Here is a 25,684-nt window from a genome sequence, read left to right on the forward strand (position 1 = left end):
GGGCAGAATATGGAACTGGACGTCCTTTATCTGGCTGACCTGCGCTTTCCCGGCGGCACATCCACATCGCTCAAATACGACCTAAGAGCCTGCAAACAGGCGGGGCTGAGGGCAGGGGTCGTGCCTCTGTCGTCTCCGGTGTTTGCCAGATGCCAGGTTCCCAATTCCGCGTTGCTCGCTGAAATCGAGGCAACCGGAACGGTGATCGTGCCGCAAGACGAAACGCCGAAAGCCAGGGTCGCGCTTTTGTATCATCCTTCGCTGCTGGACAAGACCGTGCATGTGCGCGCCGGGTTCGATGCGGATGTCTTCTACGTTGTGGTGCATCAGCCGACGCGGGACCGGCGCGGGCGCGCCTATTACCGGACCGAGCACTGGTCCGGCCTTGCCGCTGACCTGTTCTCTCATGACTTGCGGCTGCTGCCTGTCAGCGACGTCGTGCGCAAGGATTTGGAGCGGCATGGCTTTTCACATGCGCTTCATCCCGCCAACTGGACCAACCTGATTGATCTGGAAGACTTCCCGCTGAAGCAGATCGGAGAGCTGAATTCGCCGGTCAGGATCGGACGCCATAGTCGGCCCAGTAGAGACAAGCTGCCTTCTCCAAAGGTCGCGCTGGAGTGCTATCCGCAGCATCCGGACTATGCCCACCTGATGATGGGCGTCCCCCAGGACTTTCTCGACGCGTTCGACACGCTGCCGTGGAACTGGCAGATCTATGCGTTTTCGTCGCGGCCGGTATCCGGGTTTCTGCAAAGCCTGGATATCTATAGTTATTTCCATTCAGACACCTGGGTCGAAGCATTCGGCTACAACGTGCTCGAAGCTCTGGCGACCGGCCTGCCCTGTGTCGTGCCGCACTACATGGAAGAGACGTTCTCCGACGCCTGTTTGTATGCCGAGCCTGCAAACGCCCAGCAGACTTACGACCGCCTTCGATCCGACAGGTCGCTGAGGGAAGAGGTCTCCCTGAGAGCTCGGGCCCATGTCGAATCCCGTTTCGGGCTGGATCAGTTTGCGAACAAGTTCGAAAAAATCGTCGAGGCACCGAAAACCTCTTCACCGGGCAGGGTGAAACACCCCCGGACATCGGAGCGGCCGGTTGTTCTTTCGGTGACCTCCAACGGTGTCGGCCTTGGTCACCTTACCCGGCAGCTCGCCATAGCCGAGGCGCTCGGGCCCGCCGTGAACGTGGTTTTCTTTTCGCTTTCAGAAGCCATCGAAGTCGCCCGGTCCATGGGCTACCTGGCCGAATTCCGGCCCTTCCACCGCCGGCTGCAACTGGACGTCGATGACTGGAACAGCTTTTTCTTTCAGGAAATGCGCGAAGCCCTGAGCCATTACAAACCTTCCCTGGTTCTCTTCGACGGCAATGTGCCCTACGCCGGTTTTATCGACGCGGTGGACTCCTACGGCAAAAGCTGTTCCGCCTGGATCAGGCGGGGGATGTGGCGCACGCCGCAGCCCGACAGCATCGCCCGGGAAGGCTTTTTCGATGCCATAATCGAACCTGGAGAACTCTGTGAAGCTCTGGACCTCGGATACTCAAGGGTAAATCCGGACAATGTGACCAGCGTGAATCCCGTGTTGATGACACAGCCGCATCAGCTCCTCGACAAGGCCGCCGCGAGGCGCGCGCTCGACCTGCCGGAAAATGCCACACTCTGTCTTGTCCAGCTCGGGGCAGAGGCAAATTTCAACATGTCGGTTCCCAGGGAACTCCTGTTCGATTTTCTCGACAGACATCCGGATGTGATCGCCGTCGATGTCAGGTCGCCGCTGCATCTGAAGGAGCACAGCGATATTCACGAACGTTTTCTGCAGCGGCGGCTGTTTCCGCTAGGCCGCTATCTGAAGGCGTTCGACTTCGCTGTCTGCGCGGCGGGATACAACACGTTCCACGAAAACATTGCCGCCGCGCTGCCGACGCTTTTCATTCCCAACAGCAATCCGGAAACCGACGATCAGGACTCAAGAGCCCTGCATGGCGCGCGTGCGGGCTGGAACCTGGCAAGCACCGCCGAAGACCCCTACGAAATTGAAACGCAGCTGCGAAAACTGCTTGAGCCCGATATCCGGCAAGGTCTGTCCCTGGCCTGTGCCCGGAAGACCGGCTGCTGGGATGGTGCCGGGCAAATTGCCCGTCAGCTGCAGATACAGGCCCGGCTTCCGCGATCCTCTCAGGAACCGGCACCATGATGCGGCAACTGCAAAATATCGGTCTCAGGTTTGCCTTGCGCGGTCTTCGAATTCTCGGTGTCACCGACAAGGAAGATGCGCTCCTGCTGTCGCAACTGCGCAAACGCGGCAGCGTCGCGCTGATATGGGCGCTTGACGAGACGGAGGATCATCTGTCAGCGGGGCTGTCCGACAAGCTGGCCAAGCTGAGCGGGTTCGAAACGGTGGTGGTGGTCTGCCCGCCGCGGCTGTTCTCCGTGCTTCGGAGCCAAGGGCATTTCTTTGAAACCTTGCCCGCGCCCGAAGACATCGGGCGCAGTGGGATCTCGTCGAACTGGGAGCTGTACCTTCGGCGGCGGATCGCGCGCATTCGCAAGAACTGGGGCCCTGATTTCGAGGCGGTCGAGGGGCCGGAGCCGGAGCTTTACTTCGACGCAATCCTGAACGGGCCTGAGAACAGCGGCTTGCGGTAATACCGGTCGGAAAAAGCCGCCCGCCGGGAACGCCGGTGCAAGAAAGAAAAATCCCGATTGTCATCAGGTTTCCGCAAGGCTAGCGTGAGCGGAAACGGCGCGGCCCGCTCGCTTCGTTGACCTGAAATTTTCCCTCCTGCCATCAAGACGAGGCGTTTCATGGCGCAGCTCCCAAATTCCCTTGAAGCCCGTGACATCGCGGCCCAGCTTCACTCCTATGCCGACGCGCGCCGTCAGGAGGAAACTGGCGCGCTGGTGATCGACCGGGGCGAAGGTATCTATGTCGAGGACATCAACGGCAAGCGCTATATCGAGGGCATGGCGGGGCTGTGGAGCGTTGCGGTCGGCTTCGGCGAGAAGCGTCTTGTCGAGACGGCGACCCGCCAGATGGAGAAGCTGCCCTACTATCATACCTTCACCTACAAGACCCACGGCCCGTCGATCGAGCTGGCGGAGAAGCTGATCGAGATAGCACCCGTGCCAATGTCGAAGGTCTATTTCACCAATTCCGGTTCTGAGGCCAACGACACCGCGATCAAGCTGATCTGGTACCGGTCCAACGCTCTCGGCCAGCCGCAGCGCAAGAAGATCATTTCCCGTGTCCGGGGCTACCACGGCGTCACGCTCGCCTCGGCCAGCCTGACCGGCCTTCCGAACAATCACCGCTCCTTCGACCTGCCCATACCGCAGGTTCTGCATACGACCTGCCCGCATTACCGCTCGATGAAGAAGGACGGCGAGAGCGAGGCGGCATTCGCCAAACGCTGTGCGCAGGATCTCGAAGACATGATCCTCGCCGAAGGCCCGGACACCATTGCTGCCTTCTTCGCGGAGCCGGTGATGGGCGCCGGCGGGGTGATCGTGCCGCCGGAGGGTTACTGGCAGGCGGTGCAGCCGGTCCTGAAAAAATACGGCATCCTCTTCGTCGCGGACGAGGTGATCTGCGGGTTCGGGCGCACGGGCAACATGTTCGGCACCCAGACCTATGATCTGCAGCCGGACATGATGACGCTGTCGAAGGCGCTTTCCTCCTCCTATCAGCCGATCTCGGCGCTGTTGATCAACGACGCGGTCTACCAGCCGATCGCCGATGAAAGCCACAAGATCGGCGTGCTCGGTCATGGCTACACCGGCAGCGGCCATCCGGTGGCGGCCGCGGTCGCGCTGGAGAACCTGAAGATCATCGAGGAGCGCGATCTGGTCGGCAATGTGAAGGCCGTGGCGCCGCTGTTCCAGAAGCGGCTCGCCGGACTGGCGGAAAACCCGCTGGTGGTCGAAACGCGCGGCATCGGCCTGATCGGGGCGGCAGAACTGTCCCACCAGGCTCTTGCCGCGACACCGGGCGCGCTCGGTGCGAAAACCAATGCGGTCTTTCAGGAGAACGGCCTGATCTCCCGCAACATGGGCGACGCAATGGCCTTCTGCCCGCCGTTGATCATCACCGAGGCTCAGATCAACGAGATGTTCGACATTGCGCAGGCCGGGCTTGATGCGGTGGCGAAAAGCCTATGACCGGATGGTCCGTCGTCGGCACGATCAGCGGCACCTCCGCCGACGGCATCGATCTTGCGGAAATCGAAACGGACGGCAGGACAGTCGCCCGCATCGGCCCGGCCGAGACATTGGCTTACCGGCCGGAGACAAAACGGCGGGTGCTGGAGGTCGCCGCGACCAAGGGAACGCGGCGCGACGCCTGGCACGATCTTGCCGAGGCCGTGACGCACGACCACGCCACTGCACTCCGCAGCTATCTGGAAAAACACGACCTGACACCGGATGCCGTCGTCTTTCACGGCCAGACGGTCTGGCACGATCCGGCGGCGGCAGAAACCATCCAGCTCGGCGATCCGCAGGCGCTTGCTGACGCGCTGGGCTTGCCGGTGATCGGCGATGTTCGGCTGGCGGACATGGCCGCCGGCGGGCAGGGCGCTCCGTTGGTGCCCGTCTACCATCAGGCGCTGGCCAGGTCGCTGGTCGGTCAGGACAGGGAACCCCTGTGTTTTCTCAATATCGGCGGCGTTTCCAACCTGACCTATATCGACGCTGAACGCCTGCTGGCCTTCGACATAGGTCCGGGCAACGCACTGCTGGACGACTGGGTCCGCCGGCACGGGGCAGGCGACTATGATGCCGGAGGCAGGCTTTCGGCGGCAGGGCGCGTGGATGAGCAGCGTCTGGACGAGGCTCTGCGCCACCCGTTCCTTGACGCGCCCGGCCCGAAATCTCTTGACCGCTACAGTTTTTCCGGAAGCTTCGCCGAAGGGCTCTCCCTGGAAGACGGTGCGGCGACCCTGCTGGCCTTCACCGCCGGGACAATCGCCAAGGCCGAGCAGCTTCTGCCGGACAAGCCCGGGCTCTGGCTGGTCTGCGGCGGCGGGCGGCACAATCCGGTGCTGATGCGGGCGCTGGCGGACCGTCTTTCCGGAGAGGTCGTTTCGGCCGATGCCCTCAAAATCGACGGCGATACGCTTGAAGCACAGGCGATGGCGTTTCTGGGCGCGCGGCTAAAGGCCGGATTGCCGACAACTTTCCCCGAGACCACCGGCGTGAGCCGTCCGGTGGTTGGCGGCAAGCTATATACGCCGGGCAACTGACCGGGTGATTCAGTCCAACTTTCCGGAGGAAGCGTGAAGAGAATTCTTGAGCCCGCGCGCGAGATCGATGTCATCCATGAAACCGACGTGCTTGTGGTCGGATCCGGGCCGGGCGGTCTGGCGGCTGCCCTTGGCGCGGCGCGGGCCGGTGTCGAGGTGACGCTGGTCGAGCGGTTCGGCTGTTTCGGTGGCAATATCACCGCAGTCGGGGTCGAAGGCTTCGCCTGGTATCGGCACGAAAAGACCATCGATACGGAAGGCGTCGGCCGCGAGTTCGAGGACCGGGCACGGGAAGCGGGCGCAGCTACGCCGGAACCACAATCCGACAGCCACGCAATCGACGCAGAGGGCTTCAAGCTGGTCGCCGACACTCTGGTGGAAGAAGCCGGAATTCATCCCATGCTGCACCGGGCCTTCGCGGCCCCCATCATGGAAGGTAACGAAATCCGCGGCATCATTACCGAAAGCAAGGCGGGCCGCGAGGCGATCCTGGCGCGCAAGGTGATCGATGCCACCGGCGATGCCGACGTGGCCTTCCGGGCGGGTGCAAGGACGAAAAAGACCCCGGTAGAAGAGATGCAGGCGGCGTCCGTCATGTTCTCCATGACCGGTGTCGACAAGCGCAAGTTTATCGAGGCCGTCAAGGCGGACCCACAGACCTACAAGGACTGGGAAAGCGGCGAGTGGTCGGTGGAAACCACCGGCAAGGAAGACACGATGTTCTCGCCCTTCCTGCGCAAGCCGTTCGAACAGGCCATGCAGGCCGGCATGATCCCGGCGGCCCTGCAAACGATCTCCGGAACCTGGGGCGCGGTCTATGACAGCGGCGATCTCACCTATCTCAACCTGGTGCATCTGCCCGAATGCGACGGCACCGATCCCGGGTCCATGACGAAGAACGAGATCGAGGGCCGCCGTCAGGCAATGCTGGCCGTGGAAGCTCTGAAACGCTTTCAGCCAGGCTGCGATACGGCCAAGCTCCGCAATTTCGGCATGACCATCGGCATCCGCGACACCCGCAAGATCTTTGCTGCCTATGACATGATGGGCGAAGATGTCCGCGGCGAGGGCCGCTTCGAGGACAGTGTCGGCATCTTTCCGGAATTCATCGACGGCTACGGCATCCTGATCCTGCCGACAACAGGCCGCTACTTCCAGCTCCCCTACCGCACGATGCTGCCGAAAGGAGTCAAGAACCTGCTCGTCGCCGGCCGCGCCACCGGCGGCGACAAGGTCAGCCACGCCGCCACCCGCAACATGATGTGCTGCACGGTGACCGGCCAGGGTGCAGGGGTAGCCGCCGCGCTGTCGGTCAAACATGGACTGGATCTGGAGGCGATGGATATTCAGCTGTTGCAGGCGGAACTGAAGCGTCAGGGCGTGCGGCTGCATTAGAGTTGGTTTGGCATTAGATACGCAGGTGCACCCCCACCCCTAACCCCTCCCCACAAGGGGGAGGGGAATTCCGCTGTGCCTCCTTCACAGCCTTTGTCTTTCAAAAAAGTTCTGCCATCGAACCCATCCAAGCGCCGCTGCCAAGTCCCCCTCCCTCTTGTGGGGAGGGGTTAGGGGTGGGGGTCCACCTGCGCAGAGAAGAGTAATGGGTGGGGTTACCCGCTAAATAGATAAACCAACAAAGATCCATACCCGGTCCAGACCTTCCCGCCACTCTTGCGCAAAACCCGTGCAGCCGCTAACCAGATCCTATGAACGGATCTGAAATCTACCGGCGGCTGATCGGGCTTATCGAGGAGCGGGTGCTGAAACCCGGTGACCGCTTGCGCGAGGCGGATCTGGCGGAGGAGTTCGGTGTTTCCAGAACGCCGATCCGCGAGGGATTGAAGCGCCTGGAAGCGCAGGGGCTTGCCGTTCACGAGCCCAATCGCGGTATGGTCATTCCGACATTGGATCACGGTCAGATCAACGAAGTCTATTTCATGCGCGAAGTGCTGGAGGGCACCGCTGCCGGTCTTGCCGCCAAACACGCCTCCGAGCCGGAAATCGAAATTCTGCAGGATCTGGTGACCGCGGACCGCCGGCGCATTGCCGACAAGGACAGCCTGGTGCGCTCCAACCGGGAGTTCCACCGTCGCCTCTGCCTTGCCTCGCACAACCGCTATCTTGTCGACCAGATCGACCATCTGCGCCTGTCGCTGATCCTCATGGCCGGCACGACGCTGGATACACCCGAGCGCCGCGAGACGGCGGTCGAGGAACATGCGGCGATTGTCGATGCGATCGGCAAGGGCGACAGCGCGGCAGCCGAAACCGCCGCTCGGCGGCACATCGCCCACGCTCACAAGACGCGACTTCAGCAGATCTGATCTTCTTACGGGGGAGCCTTCAGGTGATCGGAGGCCCGCCCACTGCCGCCGTCAAGTCAATCGGTCTTGCCGTGCGCAAGTGGCCGGGTTACGACGCCGGAGCGTTTTCAGCACTCGACGACATTCACTGCCAGACCGCCCTTTGAGGTCTCCTTATACTGCTCCATCATGTCCATGCCCGTCTGGCGCATGGTCTCGATGCAACCGTCCAGCGGCACGAAATGAGAGCCGTTGCCGCGCAGCGCCAGCGAGGCGGCGGTCACGGCCTTCACCGCGCCAAGGGCGTTGCGTTCGATACAGGGCACCTGAACGAGGCCGCCGATCGGATCGCAGGTCATGCCGAGATGATGTTCCAGGGCGATCTCGGCTGCGTTTTCGATCTGCTCGTTTGTGCCGCCGAGGGCGGCGCAAAGCCCGGCCGCCGCCATGGCCGACGCTGAGCCGACCTCGCCCTGACAGCCGACTTCCGCGCCCGAGATCGATGCATTCGCCTTGATGATGCCGCCGACCGCGGCGGCGGTCAGCAGGAAGGTGCGGATGCCGGCCTGATCGGCATCTCTGCAATGGTCGAGATAATAGCGGGTCACCGCCGGGATGACCCCGGCCGCTCCGTTGGTCGGCGCGGTCACGACCCGGCCCCCTGCCGCGTTTTCCTCGTTGACGGCCATGGCGTAGACGCCAAGCCAGTCGACCACATTATGCTCGAAGCGCGGATTGCCGCGGCCTTCGTGGATGAGCTGCTGGTAGATGTCCGCAGCGCGGCGTTTGACCTTCAACCCGCCCGGCAGCTGGCCGGTCTGGGTGATGCCGCGGTTGATGCAGGCATCCATCGCCGACCAGAGCTTGTCGATGCCCGCTTCCACGTCTTCCAGGGGCTGGGTCACACATTCGTTCCGCAGTTTCATCTCGGCGATGGAAAGCTCCGATTCCTTGCCCATGGCCAGCATCTGGCTGGCGGAGGCGAAGGGAAAGGGCACGTCCTGCCGGGCAAGCTCGGTGATCGGCTCGTTGGTGGTTTTTGTGAGCTCGGCCTCGCTGACCACGAAACCGCCGCCGATCGAATAATAGACGAAGCTGTCGATAGGAGTGCCGGACGCATCGAGCAGTTCAAAGGTCATGCCGTTGGCATGCAGGGGCAGGGAAGGACCGTAATCGAAAATCACGTCCCGCTCGGGAATGAAATCCAGTTCTGGCAGGCCGGGAATCCGCAGCCGTTTTTCCGAACTCAGGGTGTCGAGCATGGGATCGACCTGGTCGGGATCGAGACTGTCCGGCCTCGCACCCAGAAGTCCCAGGCAGACGGCCTTGTCTGTTGCATGGCCTTTTCCGGTGAAGGCAAGCGAACCGTGCAGGGTGACGGTCAACCGCGCCGCCTTTGCTTCCGCACCTGAAAGGCCGCGGACCCGGTCCAGATAGCGGTGCACCGCGACCATTGGCCCGACCGTATGGGAGCTTGAGGGGCCTATGCCGACCTTGAAAATATCGAAGACGCTGATGAACATCCGAACCGCACTGCCTGTCTGTTCCAAGCTGACCTTGCCAGCATTCTTTTCAAGGTAACAGATAGCCCTTTGTGGACAGGCGTTCAAACGGGCAATTTTGTGTTGTTTGCGACATCGCCCGAAACACATCTTTCCGAAGTTCGCCCAGGCAGGAACAAATCCTCACTGAAACTGTTGTTTGCGAAAAGGCGCTTTGATAGCTTGCCGCTCCCGTTAAGGATCGACCAAGCATCAAGAGTATCCGATGACCGCGCAGCACCCATCCGACATGCAGGACGTTCTGAAGTCCAGAAAAGACGCCTTCCTGATCCCGGAGGGGATCATCTATCTGGATGGAAATTCCCTCGGTGTGTTGCCGCGTCATGTGCCGGCGCGCCTTACCGAAGTGGTGACGCAGGAGTGGGGTGAAAGCCTGATCACCGCCTGGAACACCCACGGCTGGCTGGACCTGCCGGCCCGCACCGGCGATCGCATCGGTCGGCTGATAGGTGCACCTGCCGGCACGTGCATCGCCTGCGACAGCACCTCGGTCAATGTCTTCAAGGTCCTGTCGGCGGCGTTGTCCCTGCGTCCGGACCGCAGGGTCATTCTGTCGGACACCGGAAACTTCCCGACCGACCTTTATGTCGCCTCCGGGCTGAAGGATCTCCTGGCGAGGGGCTATGAGCTGAAGGTGGTCGCACCGGAAGAGGTCAAGGCGGCAATCACTGACGATGTGGCCGTTCTTATGCTGACCCAGGTCGATTACCGCACGGGCCGTCTTCACGACATGGAGGACCTGACCCGGACGGCGCATGCCGCCGGGGCGCTTGCCATCTGGGATCTGGCGCATTCAGCTGGGGCCTTGCCGGTCGACCTTGCAGGCGCGAAGGCGGATTTTGCCGTCGGCTGCGGCTACAAATATCTCAATGGCGGCCCCGGCGCGCCGGCGTTTCTCTATGTCTCGCCGGAGCATCTGGACAAGGTGACCTCGCCGCTGACCGGGTGGATGGGCCATGCGGCGCCCTTCGCATTCGACCTCGATTACCGGCCGGTCTCCGGCATCGGCCGGATGACGGTGGGAACACCCGCGGTCCTGTCGCTGTCCGGTCTTTATGCCGCGCTCGATGTCTTCGAGGATGTCGACATGGCCGATATCCGCCGGAAGTCGATTTCACTGAGCGAGTTGTTCATCGCGGAGGTCGAGGCCAAATGCCCGCAGCTTGATCTGGCAAGCCCCCGCAACCCGGAGGACCGGGGCAGCCAGGTATCGTTCCGCTTCGAGGAAGGCTATGCGGTGATGCAGGCGCTGATTGCAAGGGGCGTGATCGGTGATTTTCGCGCACCCGACGTGATGCGGTTCGGCTTCACACCGCTCTATCTGTCGCATCAGGACATTCTCGACGCGGTGGCGATCCTTGCCGGCATTCTCGATACGCAAAGCTGGGACCGGCCGGAATTCAAAACCAGGGCCAAGGTCACATAGACGCGATGTGCATCTGTGTTTCCAGCATCGACAGCAGTCGCTCCTCGGGAACGGGTTTCGAGTAGAGAAAGCCCTGGAACCGGTGGCAACCGTTTTCCAGCAGCCATGCCCGCTGTTCCACCGTCTCGACGCCTTCGGCGATGACTTCCGCACCGAGGGCATTGGCCAGGGAGAGGATCAGCTTCACGATGGCCCCGCCAGAAGCGATGTCGGTCATGAACATCCGGTCGATCTTGATCCCGTCGATCGGATAGTTATGGAGATAGGCCAGATTGGAATAGCCGGCGCCGAAATCATCGATAACGATCCGGTAGCCGGTGCTTTTCAGCTGGGAAAGGGTTTCGGACGCATTGGGAATGTCGCCAAGGAGAACGCTCTCCGTCAGTTCCAGGGATATCTTTTCGGGATTGCAGCCGGTTTCCCGTGGCAAGGCCTGCATGTGGGCCACGAAATGCGCATCGGAGAGCTGTTTCGGCGACACATTGAGTGAAAGCGGTATGTCGTAGTTCAACTGCGCGAGCCGCGCCTGCATTTGCGCAACATGGCGGCTGACCCAAAGGCCGATCTGGTTGATGAGACCGGTTTCCTCCGCGATCTTTATAAAGTCATCGGGGTAGATGAGACCCTTCTCGGGATGATGCCAGCGGACCAGGGCCTCGGCGGAAATCACCCGGTCGTTCAGGGTGCATGCGATCGGTTGATATTCCAATATGAATTCATTCACCTGGATCGCACGTTCAAGATCCTTCTTGATCGCCAGATGCTCGTCGCGCAGGTGCCGCATCTGCGGGTGAAACCGGACGCATTTGTCCACCGGGTCCGTCTTGGCCTGATAGAGCGCCAGGTCGGCGTGCCGCATCAGGTCGTCGATGCTGACACCATCCTCAGGATATTGCGTATAGCCGATGCTGAGACCGACGCGCCTCGGCTTGCCGTCGATCAGCTGGGGTTTCGAGAAGGCCTGCAGAAGTTGCCGGCCAAACCAGTCCGGCCCCCTGGGGCCGGGTTTTTCGAGATGGCAGATGAGAAACTCGTCGCCGCCCAGCCGTGCCACGATGTCGTCCGGCTCCGCCAGCTGCTTCAGCTTTTCCGCAACAAGTTGCAGCAGGCTGTCCCCGGCGGCATGGCCGAGGGAATCATTGACCATCTTGAAGTCATCAAGGTCGACCAGATAAAGTGTCGCCGTCAAACCCCTGTCCGTTGCCGTCTGCAGGACCTGAGCGAGCCGTTCCTGCAAATAAGTCCGGTTGGACAGACCCGTCAGTGTGTCATGACTTGCCAGATACTGCGCCCGTTCCTTGGTTTCGTGCAGTTCGGTGACATCGATTTCACTGACCAGATAAGCCGGCTGGCCGGACACCGCATCCTGGCAGGCACGGATCGTCACTTCGTGCCAGCGCGGGCCGGCGCTTGTCCTGACCCTGGTGACCCGTCCCGAAGTCCGGTTCCGCTCGACAAGTTCCAGGAATTCCAGCGCATCCCGGGATTCGACGAAATGACGGTGAAACGGCGTGCCGAGTGACTGGCACGCGGCTCGCGCGGCGGTGTTTCTGTAGAGAGGCGTACCGTCCGTCGAGAACAGTGAAATCATGACGGTGGTATGCATCAGGGCTTCGGCGCTTCTGAGGGTCTCCGGTTGCTGTTCGTGATGGTCGCGCGCTTCGCAAAGAAGAGCCATGCGACCGTCGATCAGCCTGATCCCGCTCATGTTCAGCTGCAGGACCTTCGGTTTGCCCCGGGGATACAGCGTCCAGATTTCGGAAAAGCTCACATCGTGCCGGCAAAAATCCTGCTGATATTGCCGCAGTCGTTCCTCGACGGCAGGAGACATGTCGGTGGCCAGATCGCGGGAACGGAGTTCTTCAAGACTGACGGCCTCGGTAATTTCCAGGGCCTTGCGGTTCGCCCAGAGAAACCGCTTCCTGTCGAAATCGAAGATCCAGACGGCAGTGTCGAGCCGGTCGTAAATCGTCGCTATGAGGTCCGGGTCGATCTTGCCTTCGGCGATACCGTTAAACAGCGCTGCGCGGTTCTCTTCCGGTTCAAGGCACGTGTCTCCGGAAAGATCAGAATTGTCCGGCAGTTTCTCCTCCACGATTTATGTGTTGCCGAAGCGATATCCGGCTGGTTTTCTGCCTGCCCCAAACGTCCTGGTTCCCTCGGGGGCAATATCGTAAAATCTCAATCCGATATCAATTGAGAAAAACCATAAGGAAAGAAAAGAGGTTACCATAATCGGTAGTCGTTGAGAGAAAATGCTGCTTATTGTAAAAAATAACAGTATCGAACTCAGGTTTTACTTGCGCCTAAACTGCTTCCCTTTCGTCGCGAAGGCAACTGAAATAAGCGGCTGTCCACCGGAACGGCCAGGAACGGTCATTGGGTTCATTGTTGCTAAGTGAGTACATGAGACCCGCTGTATGCCTGTCAAAACAATGTCGCGGAGGCAGATGATGCGTGCGGTGTGCCCGGGTGAAACTGACTCTATCGACCCGCATAGCTCTGCAAATCCACCTGGACACAGGATTGCCCGTTCCCGTGATTTGCCGATTCTGGAAAATCCTGCTCTTTCTGCTGTTGAACCCGGTGATTTTGAGTTGATTGCGCTGTCAATGGAGTTAGAAGGTCTTGATGCCGCGCCGGTGTGGACAAGACTGTGTCCGCTCCGCCAAGCCTGAAAACAGGCATTCGTGGCCAAAGGTTATAAGAAAGACCGCTATCGGGGGGCGGCGAGGAGACTGAATGCTTGAGCTTGATCAGCTCGTAATGGATTTCGGAAAGTTCCGGGCTGTAAACGGTTGCTCGTTTCGTGTCGAAGAAGGCAGCATCACCGGGCTGATCGGGCCCAACGGGGCCGGAAAGACCACGCTGTTCAATCTGATCGCGGGTGCGTTCCACCCGAGCAGCGGCAGCATCCGGTTCATGGGTGAGGATGTCACCGGATTGGCAAGCCACCAGCTGTTCCACAAGGGCCTGGTACGTACCTTTCAGATACCGCATGAATTTCACAAGCTCACGGCGCTGGAAAATCTGATGATGGTTCCGCCGTCGCAGCCCGGCGAAAGCCTGTTCTCCAACTGGTTCGCCTGGCGCAAGGTCAGCTCGGCGGAGCGCGATGTCGAGCGACAGGCCTATGAAACGCTGGAGTTTCTTGAGCTGACCCATGTCGCGCACGAACCTGCGGGCAACCTGTCGGGCGGGCAGAAGAAGCTTCTAGAACTCGGCCGCACCATGATGACCGATGCGAAGCTGGTGCTGCTCGATGAACCGGCCGCGGGCGTCAACCGGACACTGCTGCGCAAGCTGGAAACCAAGATCGAGATCCTCAATCGGGATCGCGGCTATACCTTCATCCTTATCGAACATGACATGGAGATGATCGAGAAGCTCTGCGCTCCGGTCATCTGCATGGCCGAGGGTCGGGTGTTGATCGAAGGCGATTTTCAGACCGTGCGCTCTAATCCGCAGGTGCTGGAAGCCTATCTGGGCGAAACTACGGGAGACGCGGCATGACGGCGCTTCTCTCGATGGAAAGCCTCACCGGCGGCTACGGTGATGCGGACATCCTGATCGATGTGTCCCTGCATGTGGATGTGGATGAGATTGTCGCCATCGTCGGCCCGAACGGGGCCGGAAAGTCGACAGCCATGAAGTCGGTCTTCGGTCTGCTGACGATCCGCGGCGGCAAGATGCTGTTTGATGGCGACGATATCACCCGCTGGGCTCCGAACCGCATCGTCCAGAGGGGCATCTGCTATGTGCCGCAGGTCGACAACATCTTCCGGGAAATGTCGATCCACGAAAATCTGGAGATGGGCGGTTTCCTGAGAAAAGGCGATCTGTCCGCTGCCTATGACCGCATCTACACGCTGTTTCCCGACCTGAAGGAGCGCCGCCGCACGCCGGCCGGCAGCCTTTCGGGTGGTCAGCGCCAGATGGTGGCCATGGGCCGCGCCCTGATGCTGGATCCCAAGCTCCTGTTGCTGGACGAGCCGACCGCCGGGCTGTCTCCCAAATACATGGAGCAGATTTTCCAGATCTGCCGGGATGTGCGCGACACGGGCGTTGCCATTCTTCTGGTGGAGCAGCATGCCAAACAGGCGCTCGCCTTTGCCGACCGTGGCTATGTTCTGGCCGCGGGCCGGAACCGGCACGAAGGCTCGGGCGCCGATCTCCTTGCCGACCGTGAGGTCGCCGAAATGTTTCTGGGGGGCTGAGCGGCATGGATCTCATCGAACTTCTGAATTTCTATGTCATTCCCGGCATTGTGCTCGGGTCCATCTATGCGCTCGGCGCGGTCGGCATCACGCTGATTTTTGCGATCCTGCGCTATGCGCATCTGGCCCATGGCGACCTGGCGACCTTCGGCGCCTTTGTCGCGCTGGCCTGCGTTACCGGCGTGGGAATACCGCCGCTGGCGGCCCTGCCCATCGCGATCCTGGTGACCGCTGCGGTAGCGGTCGGCATCGACAAGGTGTTTTACGAGCATCTGCGGGAGAGGCCGAAGATCGTCACCGTCATGGCGTCGCTCGGCATCGCGCTCATGCTGCGGTCCGTCGTTCAGGTCGTATGGGGCGTGGACACCGAAACCTATTCGCGCGGCATTGTCCGCCCGGAAGACTATTTCGGTCTGCGCATTCGTGACCGTGAGCTTTATACGGTCGTCGCCCTGATCGTGCTGGTCGGCGCCCTGCAGCTCTTCCTGACAAGGTCCAAATGGGGCAAGGCGATGCGCGCCATGTCCGACAACCCCAACCTGGCGCTGCTGTCGGGCATCGACAACAAGAAGGTCGTGATGTTGACCTGGGTCATCGCCGGCGGGTTGTGCGCCGCCTCCGGTTTCTTCCTTGGCTACAACACGGAAATCAAGTCGATGATGGGCTGGCACATGCTGCTGCCGATGTTCGCCGCAGCCATTCTCGGCGGTGTCGGCCGGGTGGAAGGCGCCGTCCTGGGAGGGTTGATCGTCGGCATTGCCGAAGAGCTGTCGGTGCTGGTGATCCCGAGTGAATACAAGGCCGCCATGGCGTTCGCCATATTGCTGTTCATGCTGCTTGTGCGCCCGACCGGGCTGCTCAAGGGCAAGGTATTGTAAGGGGGCGCGGACATGGAATTCCTGGGTCTTGTAAACTACGCCCTCTTCACGGCGATTTTCATCGCCATCTATGCGCTGCTTGCGCTTGGTCTCAACATCCAGTGGGGCTTCGCCGGGCTTTTCAATGCGGGCATCGCAGGCTTCTTCGCGGTCGGCGCCTATACCTCCGCCGTTCTGTCCACGCCGGCAGACGACGGCAGGCTCGGCGGGTTCGATCTGCATTTCGTCTTCGGCTGGATCGGCGCGATGCTGGCGGCGGCCCTGGTCGCCTGGCCTATCGGCAAGATATGCCTGAGGTTCCGCTCCGACTATCTGGCGATTGCCTCCATCGGCGTTGCGGAGATCATTCGCCTGGTGATCAAGTCCGAGGAAGTGCTGACCAACGGCGCCCGCGGCATTAACGGCATACCGCGCCCGGCGGGCGATATCGGCTACACGGAATCGCAGATCGCCTATCTCGTCATCGTGCTGGCCGTGCTGATCGTCGCCTATGTCCTGGTGGAGCGTCAGTTCAACGCGCCCTGGGGCCGGATGATGCGCGCGATCCGTGACAACGAGGATGCCGCCAAGGCGATGGGCAAGGACGTCGAGTTCCGCCGTCTGGAGGCCTTCATCTTCGGTGCGGCGCTGATGGGTCTGGGCGGTGCGCTCTTTGCCCATTTCAACCGCTCCATAACGCCGGAAGCCATCGATCCGATGGTGGCGACCTTCCTGGTCTGGATCATGCTTATCCTGGGTGGGTCCGGAAACAACCGGGGCGCGATACTCGGTGCCGCGGTTGTCTGGATCATCTGGTCCGTTTCAGAGATTGCAACGGACCGCCTTCCGCATGAATATGCGATCCAGGCAAAATACATCCGCCTGTTCCTGATCGGCCTCATGCTGCAGCTTGTCCTGCGGTTCAGGCCGGAAGGACTGCTTCCCGAGCCCCTCAGGGGGGATCTCAGAGGAAGCCGGCGGACCCCGAAATCGGGTGCGGACCACAGTTAGGCCCGTTCCACAGGCCGCACATTTGACTTATGAATGTGAGGCTCGGAAATCCAAAGTTCCGGCAAAGACCGGATTTATGAGGAGGTAGACTTATGAAAACCAAGATTCTCGCGCTCGCTGCCGGTTTGATGGCCGCAACAGCCCTGGCGTCCGTTCCCGCGCAGGCCGATGTGAAGATCGGTCTTCTGGGCGGCGTTTCCGGTCCGATCGCCGCCATGGCGCCGGCCATGGTTGACGCGGCACAACTCGCTGTCCAGCAGGTCAATGAGCAGGGCGGCATCGGCGATGGCGAAAAGCTCGTCGGCGTGCTCGGCGACAGTGCCTGCAACCCGCAGAACGGCACGGATGCCGCCACCAAGGCCGTGAACATTGAAGGTGTCTCCGGCATCGTCGGCCCGCATTGCTCGGGGGCTGTTCTGGCTGCCGCCGGTTCCGTGACCATCCCGGCAGGTATCGTCATGATTACGCCGTCCGGCACGTCGCCGGAAATCACCGGACTGGACGACAACGGCACCGTGTTCCGTACTGTTCCTTCCGACGATTATCAGGGCCGTGCCCTGGCTCGCACGTTGAAGGAACAGGGTTACGGCAAGGTCGCCGTCGCCTACCTCAACAACGACTACGGCACCGGTCTCGCCAATGCCTTCAAGGCTGAATATGCCGACGCGCTGGGCGGTGAAATCACCCAGTTCGCCGCGCACGAGGAAGGCAAGGCGTCCTACCGGTCCAACCTTGCCGAACTCGCCAAGGGCGGCGCCGACACCCTGGTCATCTTCGACTATGGCGACGGCACCGGCCTGACCATCCTGCGCCAGGCTCTCGAAAACGGCTTCTTCGAAAAGTTCGTTGGCGGCGACGGCATGAAATCCGACGCGGTCATCAACGAACTCGGCGCTGAGAACCTCGCCAGCTTCGTGGCGTCTTCCCCGGTTGGCGAGAAGTCCGAGTCGCTGGACATGTTCAACGAAGCCTTCAAGGGCGTCGGCGGTGACCCGGATGCGATCTTCGCAACCACCTCCTACGATGCAGCTTTCCTGATGGCGCTGGCTCTTGAAAAAGCCGGTGGCAAGAAGGAAGGCGTTGCAGCTGCCATGCTGGAAGTTTCCAACGGCACTGGCGAAGCCATCCGTCCGGGTGAGTGGAAGAAGGCCAAGGAACTGATCGCAGCCGGTACCGCCATCGACTACAAGGGCGCGGCAGGCGACCACAACTTCGACGCCAACGGCGACGTTCCGGGCACCTACGCCCTGTGGGAAGTCGGCTCCGACGGCTACGAAGTCATCATGGAAATGAAGTAATTTCTTCAACTGAAGAATGTGCTTGTGAAGCCGGCGGTTCGAAAGAGCCGCCGGTTTTGTTTTTGGGAACCACCGCCCACCGCCTGACGTCATCCCGGACAAGTGCAGCAATGCTGCACGCAGATCTGGGATGACGGATGGGGAAGGTATTTATGCATTGCCTAAACTTCCTTTACCCACATCTCTCAACCCCGTGTATAAGCCCGCCATGCGTGATCTGGATGTTCTCATTCTCGGTGGCGGCGCGGCCGGGCTGATGTGTGCCATTGAGGCGGCCAAGCGGGGCCGCAAGGTGCTGGTCATCGACCATGCCTCCAAGCCGGCGGAGAAAATCCGTATTTCCGGCGGCGGCCGATGCAATTTCACCAACCTGAACTGTTCTCCGGCGAATTTCCTGTCGCAGAACCCGCGCTTCTGCGTTTCGGCGCTGAAGCGCTACACCCAGCATGATTTTCTGGCGTTGGTGGAAAAACACCGCATCGCCTGGCATGAGAAAACCCTCGGTCAGCTTTTCTGCGACGACAGCGCCAGGGACATCATCCGCATGCTGCTGTCCGAGCTGGAAGCCGCAGGCGGCACCCTGCAGCTGGAAACGGAAATCAAGGCGGTCGAAAAGCCTGATGAGCGGTTCTCCGTGTCAACGTCGAAGGGGCCGCTTCGGGCCTCCTCGCTGGTGGTGGCGACCGGCGGTCCGTCCATCCCGAAGATGGGCGCCACCGGCTTCGGTTATGATCTTGCAAGGCAGTTCGGCCTGAACGTGATCGCGCCGCGCGCCGCGCTTGTGCCACTGACGTTCTCCGACGCCAACAAGGATCTCTGCAGCCGTCTTGCAGGGGTGTCGCTGGACGCCATTGTCTCTTTTCAAAAGACGCGCTTTCGCGAAGGGTTGCTCTTCACGCACCGGGGGCTCTCGGGTCCGTCGATCCTGCAGATTTCATCTTATTGGGAGGAGGGCAAACCGGTTTCGGTCAACCTGGCTCCGCAATCGGATGTCTTCGAAACGCTGCGCGCTGCCCGCCAGAGGAGCCCGAAACAGGATCTGAAAACCGCGCTTGGGACCTTGCTGCCGAACCGCCTTGTGGAAGAGCTTGCAAACGCTTTCCAGCTCAAGGGCCGGTTGGCGGATCAGTCCGACAAGGTGTTGCGCCGGACAGCGGACCAGGTGAACAACTGGCAGCTTACGCCTGTCGGGACGGAAGGCTATCGCACGGCGGAAGTCACGCTCGGCGGCGTCGATACAAAGGAGCTGTCGTCAAAGACGATGGAGAGTTCGAAGCTGCCGGGGCTCTATTTCATCGGCGAGACCGTCGACGTCACCGGCCATCTCGGCGGCTTCAATTTCCAGTGGGCGTGGTCCTCCGGTCATGCCGCCGGACAGGTTGTATGAACGCCTGACGGAACGGGCTGCACGCACTGCAGCATTTTTTGATGACCGCACCTCATTCATGACTATACTCCTGCCAAAATCGGGGGACTGAATGCGGCGAGTGACGATACACGATGTTGCCGAGGCGGCTGGGGTGAGCCTTGCGACGGTCGACCGGGTGCTGAACGGGCGTCCGGGCGTGCGCAACAACACCATTGAAAAGGTGAAGCGGGCGGCCGAGACCCTGAACTACAAGCCTGACGTCTTCGCCGCGGGCCTTGCCAAGAAGCGCCTCTACCGGTTCCATTTTCTTCTTCCCAACGGTCCGAACGCCTTCATGGAGGATCTCACCCGTGAGGCGCTGTCGCATGCGGAAACCATGAGCGGCGAGCGCATGCATGTTCATGTCGAGCCGATCGATGCATTCGACGGTCACCGGGTTGCCGGGACGCTCGCTATCATCGAGCGGGCGATCTGCGACGGCGTGGCGGTGGTCGCACCGGCCTTTCCGGAAGTCCGGGCCGCCATCGACCGCCTCCAGGATCGCGGCGTGCCGGTGGTGACACTGGTTTCCGATCATCCGTCTTCCACCCGCCAGCATTTCGTCGGCATCGACAACATGGCGGCGGGGCGCACGGCGGGCCGGCTGCTGGGGCGGTTCCTTCCAAAGGAGCCGGCGAAGGTCGCTCTGATTGCCGGCTCTCTCGGGCTGCGCGATCATGCCGAGCGGTTCGCCGGCTGCAGGGAGGTGATCGAGGCGGACTTCCCGCATCTGCAATTGCTCAAGGTCCGCGAAGGCCGCGACGACAACGCCCGCAACGCGGACCTGGTGCGCGGACTGCTGCAAGATTATCCGGATCTGGCCGGCCTCTACAATATCGGTGCGGGCAACAGGGGAACGATCTCGGCTCTCCAGGAGACCGGCCGCGCGCAGGAGGTGGTGTTCGTCGGCCACGAACTGACCCCTTATACGCGCGATGCCTTGCGGGACGGGGTACTCGATGCGGTGATCGCCCAGGATCCCGGCCATGAAATCCGCAGCGCCATCCGCGTGCTCAAGGCCCTGTGCGACGGCGCGGAGATCATCGACGGGCAGGAACGCATCGGCATCGATGTTTTTCTGAAAGACAATCTGCCCGCCATTTCCGATTCTGACGAAAACAGGCAATAGTACGTATACTGGCCGGCAGCGTGCCGGGGACCGGATATCTTCACGAATTAGTGGTCAAGAGGCTGAATTAGTTCAGCTTTTTTAAAGTGGTCTCCAACATTCAATTTTTAGCATTGACCTTTCGTGCCGGGCACCTCATATCTACGAGATGCGTTTGACACAACAGACCAACTATGCCGTGCGCGCACTCATGTATTGTGCGGTCAACCCGGACAAGCCAAGCAAGGTCGCGGACATCGCGGCCAGCTTCGACATGTCGGAGACACATCTGTTCAAAATCATGAAGGTTCTGGTCGATTCCAATCTGATCAGGACTATTCGTGGCCGTAACGGCGGCGTTATGCTGGCTCGTCCGGCTGAACAGATCACCGTCGGTGAAGTGGTGCGGGCCGCGGAGGAAAGCTTCCTCTTGGCGGAATGTTTCGATTCCGGCCGCAAGGACTGCCCGCTGATCGTTTCCTGCGGTTTCAACGGCCTGCTTCACGAAGCTCTGGAAGCCTTCATGGAAGTGCTCGACACCAAGTCGATCGCCGATCTGTCCGAAGACCGTTTCGGCATGCGTGACCTGCTCAAGATCGACGTGGCCAAACCGCCGCTTGCTGCGAACGCATAAGACCTTCCAAAAAGGTTCACACGAATTTCAAAGCGCCACCACCCGGTTGGCGCTTTTTTTGTGCCGTGGTCGTTTGTTTCTGTTGTCGGGGGAGAGGGGAAAGTGCCTGGCTGGCTGGCCGCTGAGGGAGAGGAGAGGGCGGTTGGCTTGCCTGGCATTTGCTGCCCCCGATCGCTCAGAGGCCCTGTCTCAATCAAAACCGGAGGACGCGATTTCCAGTTCCGTTTCGATCAGGCATTGCCTTGATAGGAAAACTTGAGTATGAGTGTCAAGTATAAAGTTGAGTTTTTAACTCACCTTTAAATTTCTCTGCCGAACCGCATGCCGGATGAGCCCCGTAGAGTGGGTAAGACGGTGAGCAAAATGAAAGCCAAGGAGCGATTGCGCGCATGACACCGACAGCCAACAGCCAGAAGCGCCGCCTGTCCCTCAGTATCTCAGGTCCGTCCCGGACGGTTCTCGCCGGCGCACCGTCCAGGGAAGCCAAGACGGATTTCGATTCCCGGGAATTGTTCGGCAGGGGCCGGCAGATTCACATTCATCACAATGATGAAACCTACCGGCTGTCGATCACCAAACAGGGCAAGCTGATCCTGACGAAGTGATCACGGTGTTTGCCGTCGTCGCCCCGGCCAAAAGCCGGGGCCGGAAAGCGGCCGGTGCAAGTCCGGCTCAGGGCCGGGATGGCACAGAGATCTAGAACGCCGCTTCCACGCCACCCATTTCCACATAAACGCTTTTCACCTGACTGTAGTAGGCAATAGCAGCGTGGCCGTTCTCCCGGCCGATGCCGGATTTCTTGTAGCCACCGAAGGGCATCTCGATCGGGGTCAGGTTGTAGGTGTTGATCCAGCAGGTGCCCGCCTGAAGCTTGTCGACCACCCGGTGCGCACGTTGGATGTCCCTGGTGAAGACACCGGCGGCCAGACCGAATTCCGTATCGTTGGCCCGCGCGATCACATCGTCCTCATCGGTGAAGTCGAGCACGCTGAGCACCGGACCGAAGATTTCCTCGCGGGCGATGCGCATGTCGTCCTTCACGTCGGCGAAGACGGTCGGCTGTACGAAATATCCGTCCGGGAAACTTGCCACTTCCGCCGCACTGCCGCCGCAGACCAGCCGGGCGCCATCTTCCTGCCCGACCTGCATGTAGTGCAGAACCTTCTCCAGCTGCTGCCTGGAGACGAGCGGCCCGATATTGGTGGCCTCGTCCAGCGGATCGCCCAACACTGCCTCCTGCGTGCGCTCAGCAAGGCGGGCAACGAATTGTTCCTTGATATCCGCGTGGACGAAGACCCTGGTGCCGTTGGAACAGATCTGGCCGGTGGAATAGAAATTGGCGTTGATCGCCGCCGACACCGCGTTTTCGATGTCCGCATCCTGGAAGATGATCAGGGGTGACTTGCCGCCCAGTTCCAGGGTCGTTTTCTTCAGGTGTTCGCCCGCGAGGGCCGCAACCTTCGCGCCTGTCGGCACGGACCCGGTCAGGGATATCTTGGCGATATCGGGATGCGCCACCATCCTCGCCCCCACATCGCCGAACCCCTGAATAACGTTGAAGACACCGTCCGGCAGGCCGGCCTCGCTCAGGGCCTCGGCGAGCTTCAGCGCGCTGAGCGGCGTTACCTCGGAGGGTTTGAAGATCATGGCATTGCCGCAGACGAGTGCGGGCGCCGCTTTCCAGCAGGCGATCTGGATCGGATAGTTCCAGGCGCCGATGCCGAAACAGATGCCCAGCGGCTCGCGCTTCGTATAGGCGAAGGAGTCACCGAGATCGATGTGTTCTCCCGTAAGCGTCGCGGCCAGACCGCCGTAATATTCCAGGCAGTCCGCACCCGAAGCGGCGTCGGCAATCAGCGTCTCCTGCAAGGGCTTGCCGGTGTCGAGCGTTTCCAGCACCGACAGCTCGCGGTTCTTCTCGCGCAGGATTTCCGCGGCCCGGCGCAGGACACGGCCGCGCTCCGCAGGCGGTGTTGCCGCCCAGATCTTCTGGCCGTCCTTGGCGGTGCGGATAGCCGCTTCTATCACGCTGTCATCGGCGGTCTTGATACGGGCGATCACTTCACCGGTGGCCGGATAGAGCGAGTCGAAGGGCGTTCCATCCTGGCTTTCCAGGTAAGAGCCGCCGATATAGTGCGAGGCTTGCGGTTGGGCGCGCATGTGTTGGCTCCTGCTTGACGGTTTGAATGGCGTTGTAACCATAAACGGCTTCAGCGCTGGCTGGTTTCCCAGGCCGGGTTGATCCAGGGCTCCTGGTTGGACGCCGGCAACGGGTCCTTGCCAAGAATATGATCGGACGCCTTTTCCCCGACCATAATCGAGGGAGCGTTGAGATTGCCATTGGTGATTTGCGGAAAAATGGAACTGTCGGCAACACGCAGGGCCTCGACGCCGATCACCCGGCATTCCGGATCGACCACGGCCATCGGATCGTCCGTGGAACCCATCTTGCAGGTACCGCAGGGATGATAGGCGCTTTCCACGTGTTCGCGGATGAAGTCGTTCAGCGCATCGTCGCTCTGGACGTCATCTCCCGGCTGGATCTCCTTGCCGCGGTAAGGCGCGAAAGCCTCCTGGCCGAAAACCTCTCGCGTCAGGCGGATGCAGCGGCGGAAATCCTCCCAGTCCTCTTCATGCGACATGTAGTTGAACAGGATGGAGGGTTTGCCGTGCGGGTCGTCTGACGTCAGCCGAACCTGTCCGCGCGATTTTGAGCGCATCGGCCCGACATGGGCCTGGAAGCCATGACCTTCCGCTGCCGCCTGTCCGTCATAGCGCACGGCGAAAGGCAGGAAATGATACTGGATGTCCGGATATCTGACGCCCGCCCTGGAGCGGATGAAGGCGCAGCTCTCGAACTGGTTCGAGGCTCCGAGCCCCTGCTTGAAAAGCAGCCACTGCGCCCCGATCAGGGCTTTGGAAAAGAGGTTCCAGTGCTTGTAGAGCGTGATCGGCTGGGTGCAGGCCTGCTGTATGTAGAGCTCCAGGTGGTCCTGCAGATTGGCGCCGACGCCGGGCCGGTTGGCGATCACGTCGATCCCCATGTCCTGAAGGTGATCGGCCGGGCCGATGCCGGACTGCATGAGGATCTTCGGCGAGTTGATGGACGACGCCGCCAGGATCACTTCGCGGGCGGCTCTTGCCTCGCGGACTTCCCCTCCGGTTTCGAACTCCACACCCACCGCGCGGCCGTTCTCGATCAGGACCTTGCGCACCAGGGCACCCTTGATCAGGTCAAGATTGCCGCGCTTCAGCGCCGGCTTCAGATAGGCATTGGCGGCGGACCAGCGACGGCCTTTGTAGACCGTCATTTCCATGTCCCCGAAGCCTTCCTGACATTCGCCGTTGTAGTCCGCGGTCACGCCGTATCCGGCCTGCTCCCCGGCATCCTTGAAGGCATGGAACAGCGGGTTCCACTTGGTGCCGCGTGTCACATGCAACGGACCGTCCGTGCCGCGCCAGCCGCTCTGGCCGCCATGACTTGTTTCCAGGCGCTTGTAGTAGGGCAGCACATGCCGGTAGCCCCAGCCGTTGGCACCCATCTCTTCCCAGGTGTCGAAGTCGCAGGCGTGGCCACGCACATAGACCATGCCGTTGATCGAGGACGACCCGCCGACAACCTTGCCGCGCGGCGTCGCCAGACGCCGTCCGCCGAGATGCGGTTCCGGTTCGCTTTCGAACCCCCAGTCGTAAAGCGGCATGTTCATGGGATAGGACAGGGCGGCCGGCATCTGGATGAACGGCCCGGCATCCGTGCCGCCGAATTCCAGCACCAGGACCCTGTTGCGGGGATCTTCCGACAGCCTGGAGGCCATGGCGCAACCGGCGGATCCTGCGCCGACGATGATGAAGTCGAACTGTAAGGTCATGAGCGCTCCGGGCGGTTCAATGGTCCGCGTCGCGGCAGGCGTGCGCCGCAATCTGGGTTTCGACATAGTCCTCGACCAGCGCAATGGCGGCCTTCCGGTCTGCCTGCGCATCGCTGAGGGCCTGGCGGATCCACACCCCGTCGATCATCGAAGCCGTGCCTTCGGCGATGCGCCGGGCCTCCGGTTGCGGCATGAAGGCCCGCAGATTGACCGTGAGGTTGGAGGCCAGCCGGGCGGCATAGATCTTCAGCAGCCGGCTGTTGCTTTCCGTTGTCCGGGACTGGACGTAGAAGGCCAGCCATGCGGCGATCACGGCGGGCTTGAACTGGTCGACAGCGAAATTGCCCGCGATGATCGCCGAGATCCGCTCGCGCGGCGTTTGCGCCTCGGCGAGGCTTTCGCGGATGGCGCGGCCGAGTTCGGTCAACAGGTGGCGCATTGTTGCTGCGAGCAACTGATCCTTCGACCCGAAATAGTGATGCACGAGGCCACCGGACACACCGGCCCTCTTGGCGATCTGGGCCATAGTCACGTCGCTGTAGCCGCGCTCGTGTATTGCATCCACCGTTGCGTCGATAAGACTTCGCCGCCGTTCCGCTTCAATTCCGATCTTGGGCATAGCGATCTCCAGATACATTCGGTGTCTTATTTTTAATTGATCAATCAATCAATGAAAACTTGCAAATTTTTCCGGTGGATGTTTGGATTGCTTTTAGGCAGGCTACCGGTCGAGGAACGTGGCGGAT

Annotated in this window: 22 protein-coding genes; 17 read left to right on the plus strand and 5 right to left on the minus strand. The window is 61.0% G+C overall.

Translation table 11 applies throughout. The features are described from left to right. Positions 1 to 9: 9 nt before the first annotated feature. The 6 genes from Q1B40_RS04365 to Q1B40_RS04390 all read left to right on the plus strand — a co-directional run bounded on the left by Q1B40_RS04365 (position 10) and on the right by Q1B40_RS04390 (position 7,569). Positions 10 to 2,199: a glycosyltransferase gene (locus tag Q1B40_RS04365; protein WP_299810550.1), complete on the plus strand. Its 2,190-nt coding sequence runs from the start codon at positions 10 to 12 to the stop codon at positions 2,197 to 2,199. Beyond that, positions 2,196 to 2,651 (plus strand): hypothetical protein, encoded by a 456-nt coding sequence (locus tag Q1B40_RS04370; protein WP_299810553.1) that lies wholly within the window; start codon positions 2,196 to 2,198, stop codon positions 2,649 to 2,651. The genes Q1B40_RS04365 and Q1B40_RS04370 overlap by 4 nt, the downstream gene beginning before the upstream one ends. A gap of 159 nt (positions 2,652 to 2,810) precedes the next feature. Next, complete coding sequence (locus tag Q1B40_RS04375; RefSeq protein ID WP_299810556.1) at positions 2,811 to 4,163, plus strand: aspartate aminotransferase family protein; 1,353 nt, start codon at positions 2,811 to 2,813, stop codon at positions 4,161 to 4,163. Then, positions 4,160 to 5,245: an anhydro-N-acetylmuramic acid kinase gene (locus Q1B40_RS04380; protein ID WP_299810559.1), complete on the plus strand. Its 1,086-nt coding sequence runs from the start codon at positions 4,160 to 4,162 to the stop codon at positions 5,243 to 5,245. The genes Q1B40_RS04375 and Q1B40_RS04380 overlap by 4 nt, the downstream gene beginning before the upstream one ends. 33 nt (positions 5,246 to 5,278) lie before the next feature. Beyond that, complete coding sequence (locus Q1B40_RS04385) at positions 5,279 to 6,640, plus strand: FAD-dependent oxidoreductase (RefSeq protein WP_299810562.1); 1,362 nt, start codon at positions 5,279 to 5,281, stop codon at positions 6,638 to 6,640. Positions 6,641 to 6,951: 311 nt separating this feature from the next. After that, the gene (locus Q1B40_RS04390; protein ID WP_299810565.1) at positions 6,952 to 7,569 is read left to right on the plus strand and encodes a GntR family transcriptional regulator; all 618 of its coding nucleotides are present in this window, start codon (positions 6,952 to 6,954) and stop codon (positions 7,567 to 7,569) included. 107 nt (positions 7,570 to 7,676) lie between these two features. On the opposite strand, the gene Q1B40_RS04395 is transcribed toward Q1B40_RS04390, so the two are convergent. After that, positions 7,677 to 9,071 carry an L-serine ammonia-lyase gene (locus Q1B40_RS04395; protein WP_299810568.1) on the minus strand — a complete coding sequence of 465 codons (1,395 nt, stop codon included), beginning with the start codon at positions 9,069 to 9,071 and terminating at the stop codon, positions 7,677 to 7,679. Between the two features lie 244 nt (positions 9,072 to 9,315). On the opposite strand from Q1B40_RS04395, the gene kynU reads away from it, so the two are divergent. Next, positions 9,316 to 10,536, plus strand: a complete 1,221-nt coding sequence (gene kynU, locus Q1B40_RS04400) for a kynureninase (RefSeq protein WP_299810571.1) — start codon at positions 9,316 to 9,318, stop codon at positions 10,534 to 10,536. Here kynU and Q1B40_RS04405 read toward each other — a convergent pair. Beyond that, positions 10,529 to 12,631, minus strand: coding sequence for an EAL domain-containing protein (locus Q1B40_RS04405; RefSeq protein WP_299810573.1), 2,103 nt, complete (start codon positions 12,629 to 12,631; stop codon positions 10,529 to 10,531). The genes kynU and Q1B40_RS04405 overlap by 8 nt on opposite strands. A 325-nt stretch (positions 12,632 to 12,956) precedes the next feature. Here Q1B40_RS04405 and Q1B40_RS04410 point away from each other — a divergent pair, with 325 nt between their 5' ends. The 10 genes from Q1B40_RS04410 to Q1B40_RS04455 all read left to right on the plus strand — a co-directional run bounded on the left by Q1B40_RS04410 (position 12,957) and on the right by Q1B40_RS04455 (position 21,674). Further along, complete coding sequence (locus tag Q1B40_RS04410; RefSeq protein ID WP_299810576.1) at positions 12,957 to 13,214, plus strand: hypothetical protein; 258 nt, start codon at positions 12,957 to 12,959, stop codon at positions 13,212 to 13,214. A gap of 64 nt (positions 13,215 to 13,278) precedes the next feature. Continuing rightward, positions 13,279 to 14,049: an ABC transporter ATP-binding protein gene (locus tag Q1B40_RS04415; RefSeq protein WP_299810579.1), complete on the plus strand. Its 771-nt coding sequence runs from the start codon at positions 13,279 to 13,281 to the stop codon at positions 14,047 to 14,049. Continuing rightward, complete coding sequence (locus tag Q1B40_RS04420) at positions 14,046 to 14,753, plus strand: ABC transporter ATP-binding protein (protein ID WP_299810582.1); 708 nt, start codon at positions 14,046 to 14,048, stop codon at positions 14,751 to 14,753. Before Q1B40_RS04415 ends, Q1B40_RS04420 begins: the two co-directional genes overlap by 4 nt. A 5-nt stretch (positions 14,754 to 14,758) precedes the next feature. Continuing rightward, positions 14,759 to 15,631, plus strand: coding sequence for a branched-chain amino acid ABC transporter permease (locus Q1B40_RS04425; protein WP_299810585.1), 873 nt, complete (start codon positions 14,759 to 14,761; stop codon positions 15,629 to 15,631). Between the two features lie 12 nt (positions 15,632 to 15,643). Continuing rightward, positions 15,644 to 16,621: a branched-chain amino acid ABC transporter permease gene (locus Q1B40_RS04430; protein WP_299810589.1), complete on the plus strand. Its 978-nt coding sequence runs from the start codon at positions 15,644 to 15,646 to the stop codon at positions 16,619 to 16,621. A 92-nt stretch (positions 16,622 to 16,713) separates the two neighbouring features. Next, positions 16,714 to 17,919, plus strand: a complete 1,206-nt coding sequence (locus Q1B40_RS04435; RefSeq protein ID WP_299810592.1) for an ABC transporter substrate-binding protein — start codon at positions 16,714 to 16,716, stop codon at positions 17,917 to 17,919. A gap of 208 nt (positions 17,920 to 18,127) precedes the next feature. Further along, positions 18,128 to 19,306: an NAD(P)/FAD-dependent oxidoreductase gene (locus Q1B40_RS04440; protein ID WP_299810595.1), complete on the plus strand. Its 1,179-nt coding sequence runs from the start codon at positions 18,128 to 18,130 to the stop codon at positions 19,304 to 19,306. A 91-nt stretch (positions 19,307 to 19,397) separates the two neighbouring features. Then, positions 19,398 to 20,456, plus strand: coding sequence for a LacI family DNA-binding transcriptional regulator (locus Q1B40_RS04445; protein WP_299810598.1), 1,059 nt, complete (start codon positions 19,398 to 19,400; stop codon positions 20,454 to 20,456). A 148-nt stretch (positions 20,457 to 20,604) separates the two neighbouring features. Beyond that, on the plus strand, positions 20,605 to 21,069 hold the full coding sequence (locus tag Q1B40_RS04450) for an Rrf2 family transcriptional regulator (RefSeq protein WP_299810601.1): 465 nt from the start codon (positions 20,605 to 20,607) through the stop codon (positions 21,067 to 21,069). A gap of 389 nt (positions 21,070 to 21,458) precedes the next feature. After that, positions 21,459 to 21,674 carry a hemin uptake protein HemP gene (locus tag Q1B40_RS04455; RefSeq protein WP_299810603.1) on the plus strand — a complete coding sequence of 72 codons (216 nt, stop codon included), beginning with the start codon at positions 21,459 to 21,461 and terminating at the stop codon, positions 21,672 to 21,674. A gap of 91 nt (positions 21,675 to 21,765) precedes the next feature. Here the strand turns inward: Q1B40_RS04455 and betB are convergent, their stop codons facing one another. The 3 genes from betB to betI are packed head-to-tail and all read right to left on the minus strand — an operon-like array spanning position 21,766 to position 25,557. Beyond that, on the minus strand, positions 21,766 to 23,229 hold the full coding sequence (gene betB / locus Q1B40_RS04460; RefSeq protein ID WP_299810606.1) for a betaine-aldehyde dehydrogenase: 1,464 nt from the start codon (positions 23,227 to 23,229) through the stop codon (positions 21,766 to 21,768). A 50-nt stretch (positions 23,230 to 23,279) separates the two neighbouring features. Next, positions 23,280 to 24,938 (minus strand): choline dehydrogenase, encoded by a 1,659-nt coding sequence (gene betA, locus Q1B40_RS04465; protein WP_299810609.1) that lies wholly within the window; start codon positions 24,936 to 24,938, stop codon positions 23,280 to 23,282. 16 nt (positions 24,939 to 24,954) lie between these two features. Beyond that, positions 24,955 to 25,557, minus strand: coding sequence for a transcriptional regulator BetI (betI, locus tag Q1B40_RS04470; protein WP_299810612.1), 603 nt, complete (start codon positions 25,555 to 25,557; stop codon positions 24,955 to 24,957). Positions 25,558 to 25,684 lie beyond the last annotated feature (127 nt).

The organism is uncultured Roseibium sp., from assembly GCF_947496995.1.
In the GTDB taxonomy this organism is placed as follows: Bacteria; Pseudomonadota; Alphaproteobacteria; order Rhizobiales; family Stappiaceae; genus Roseibium.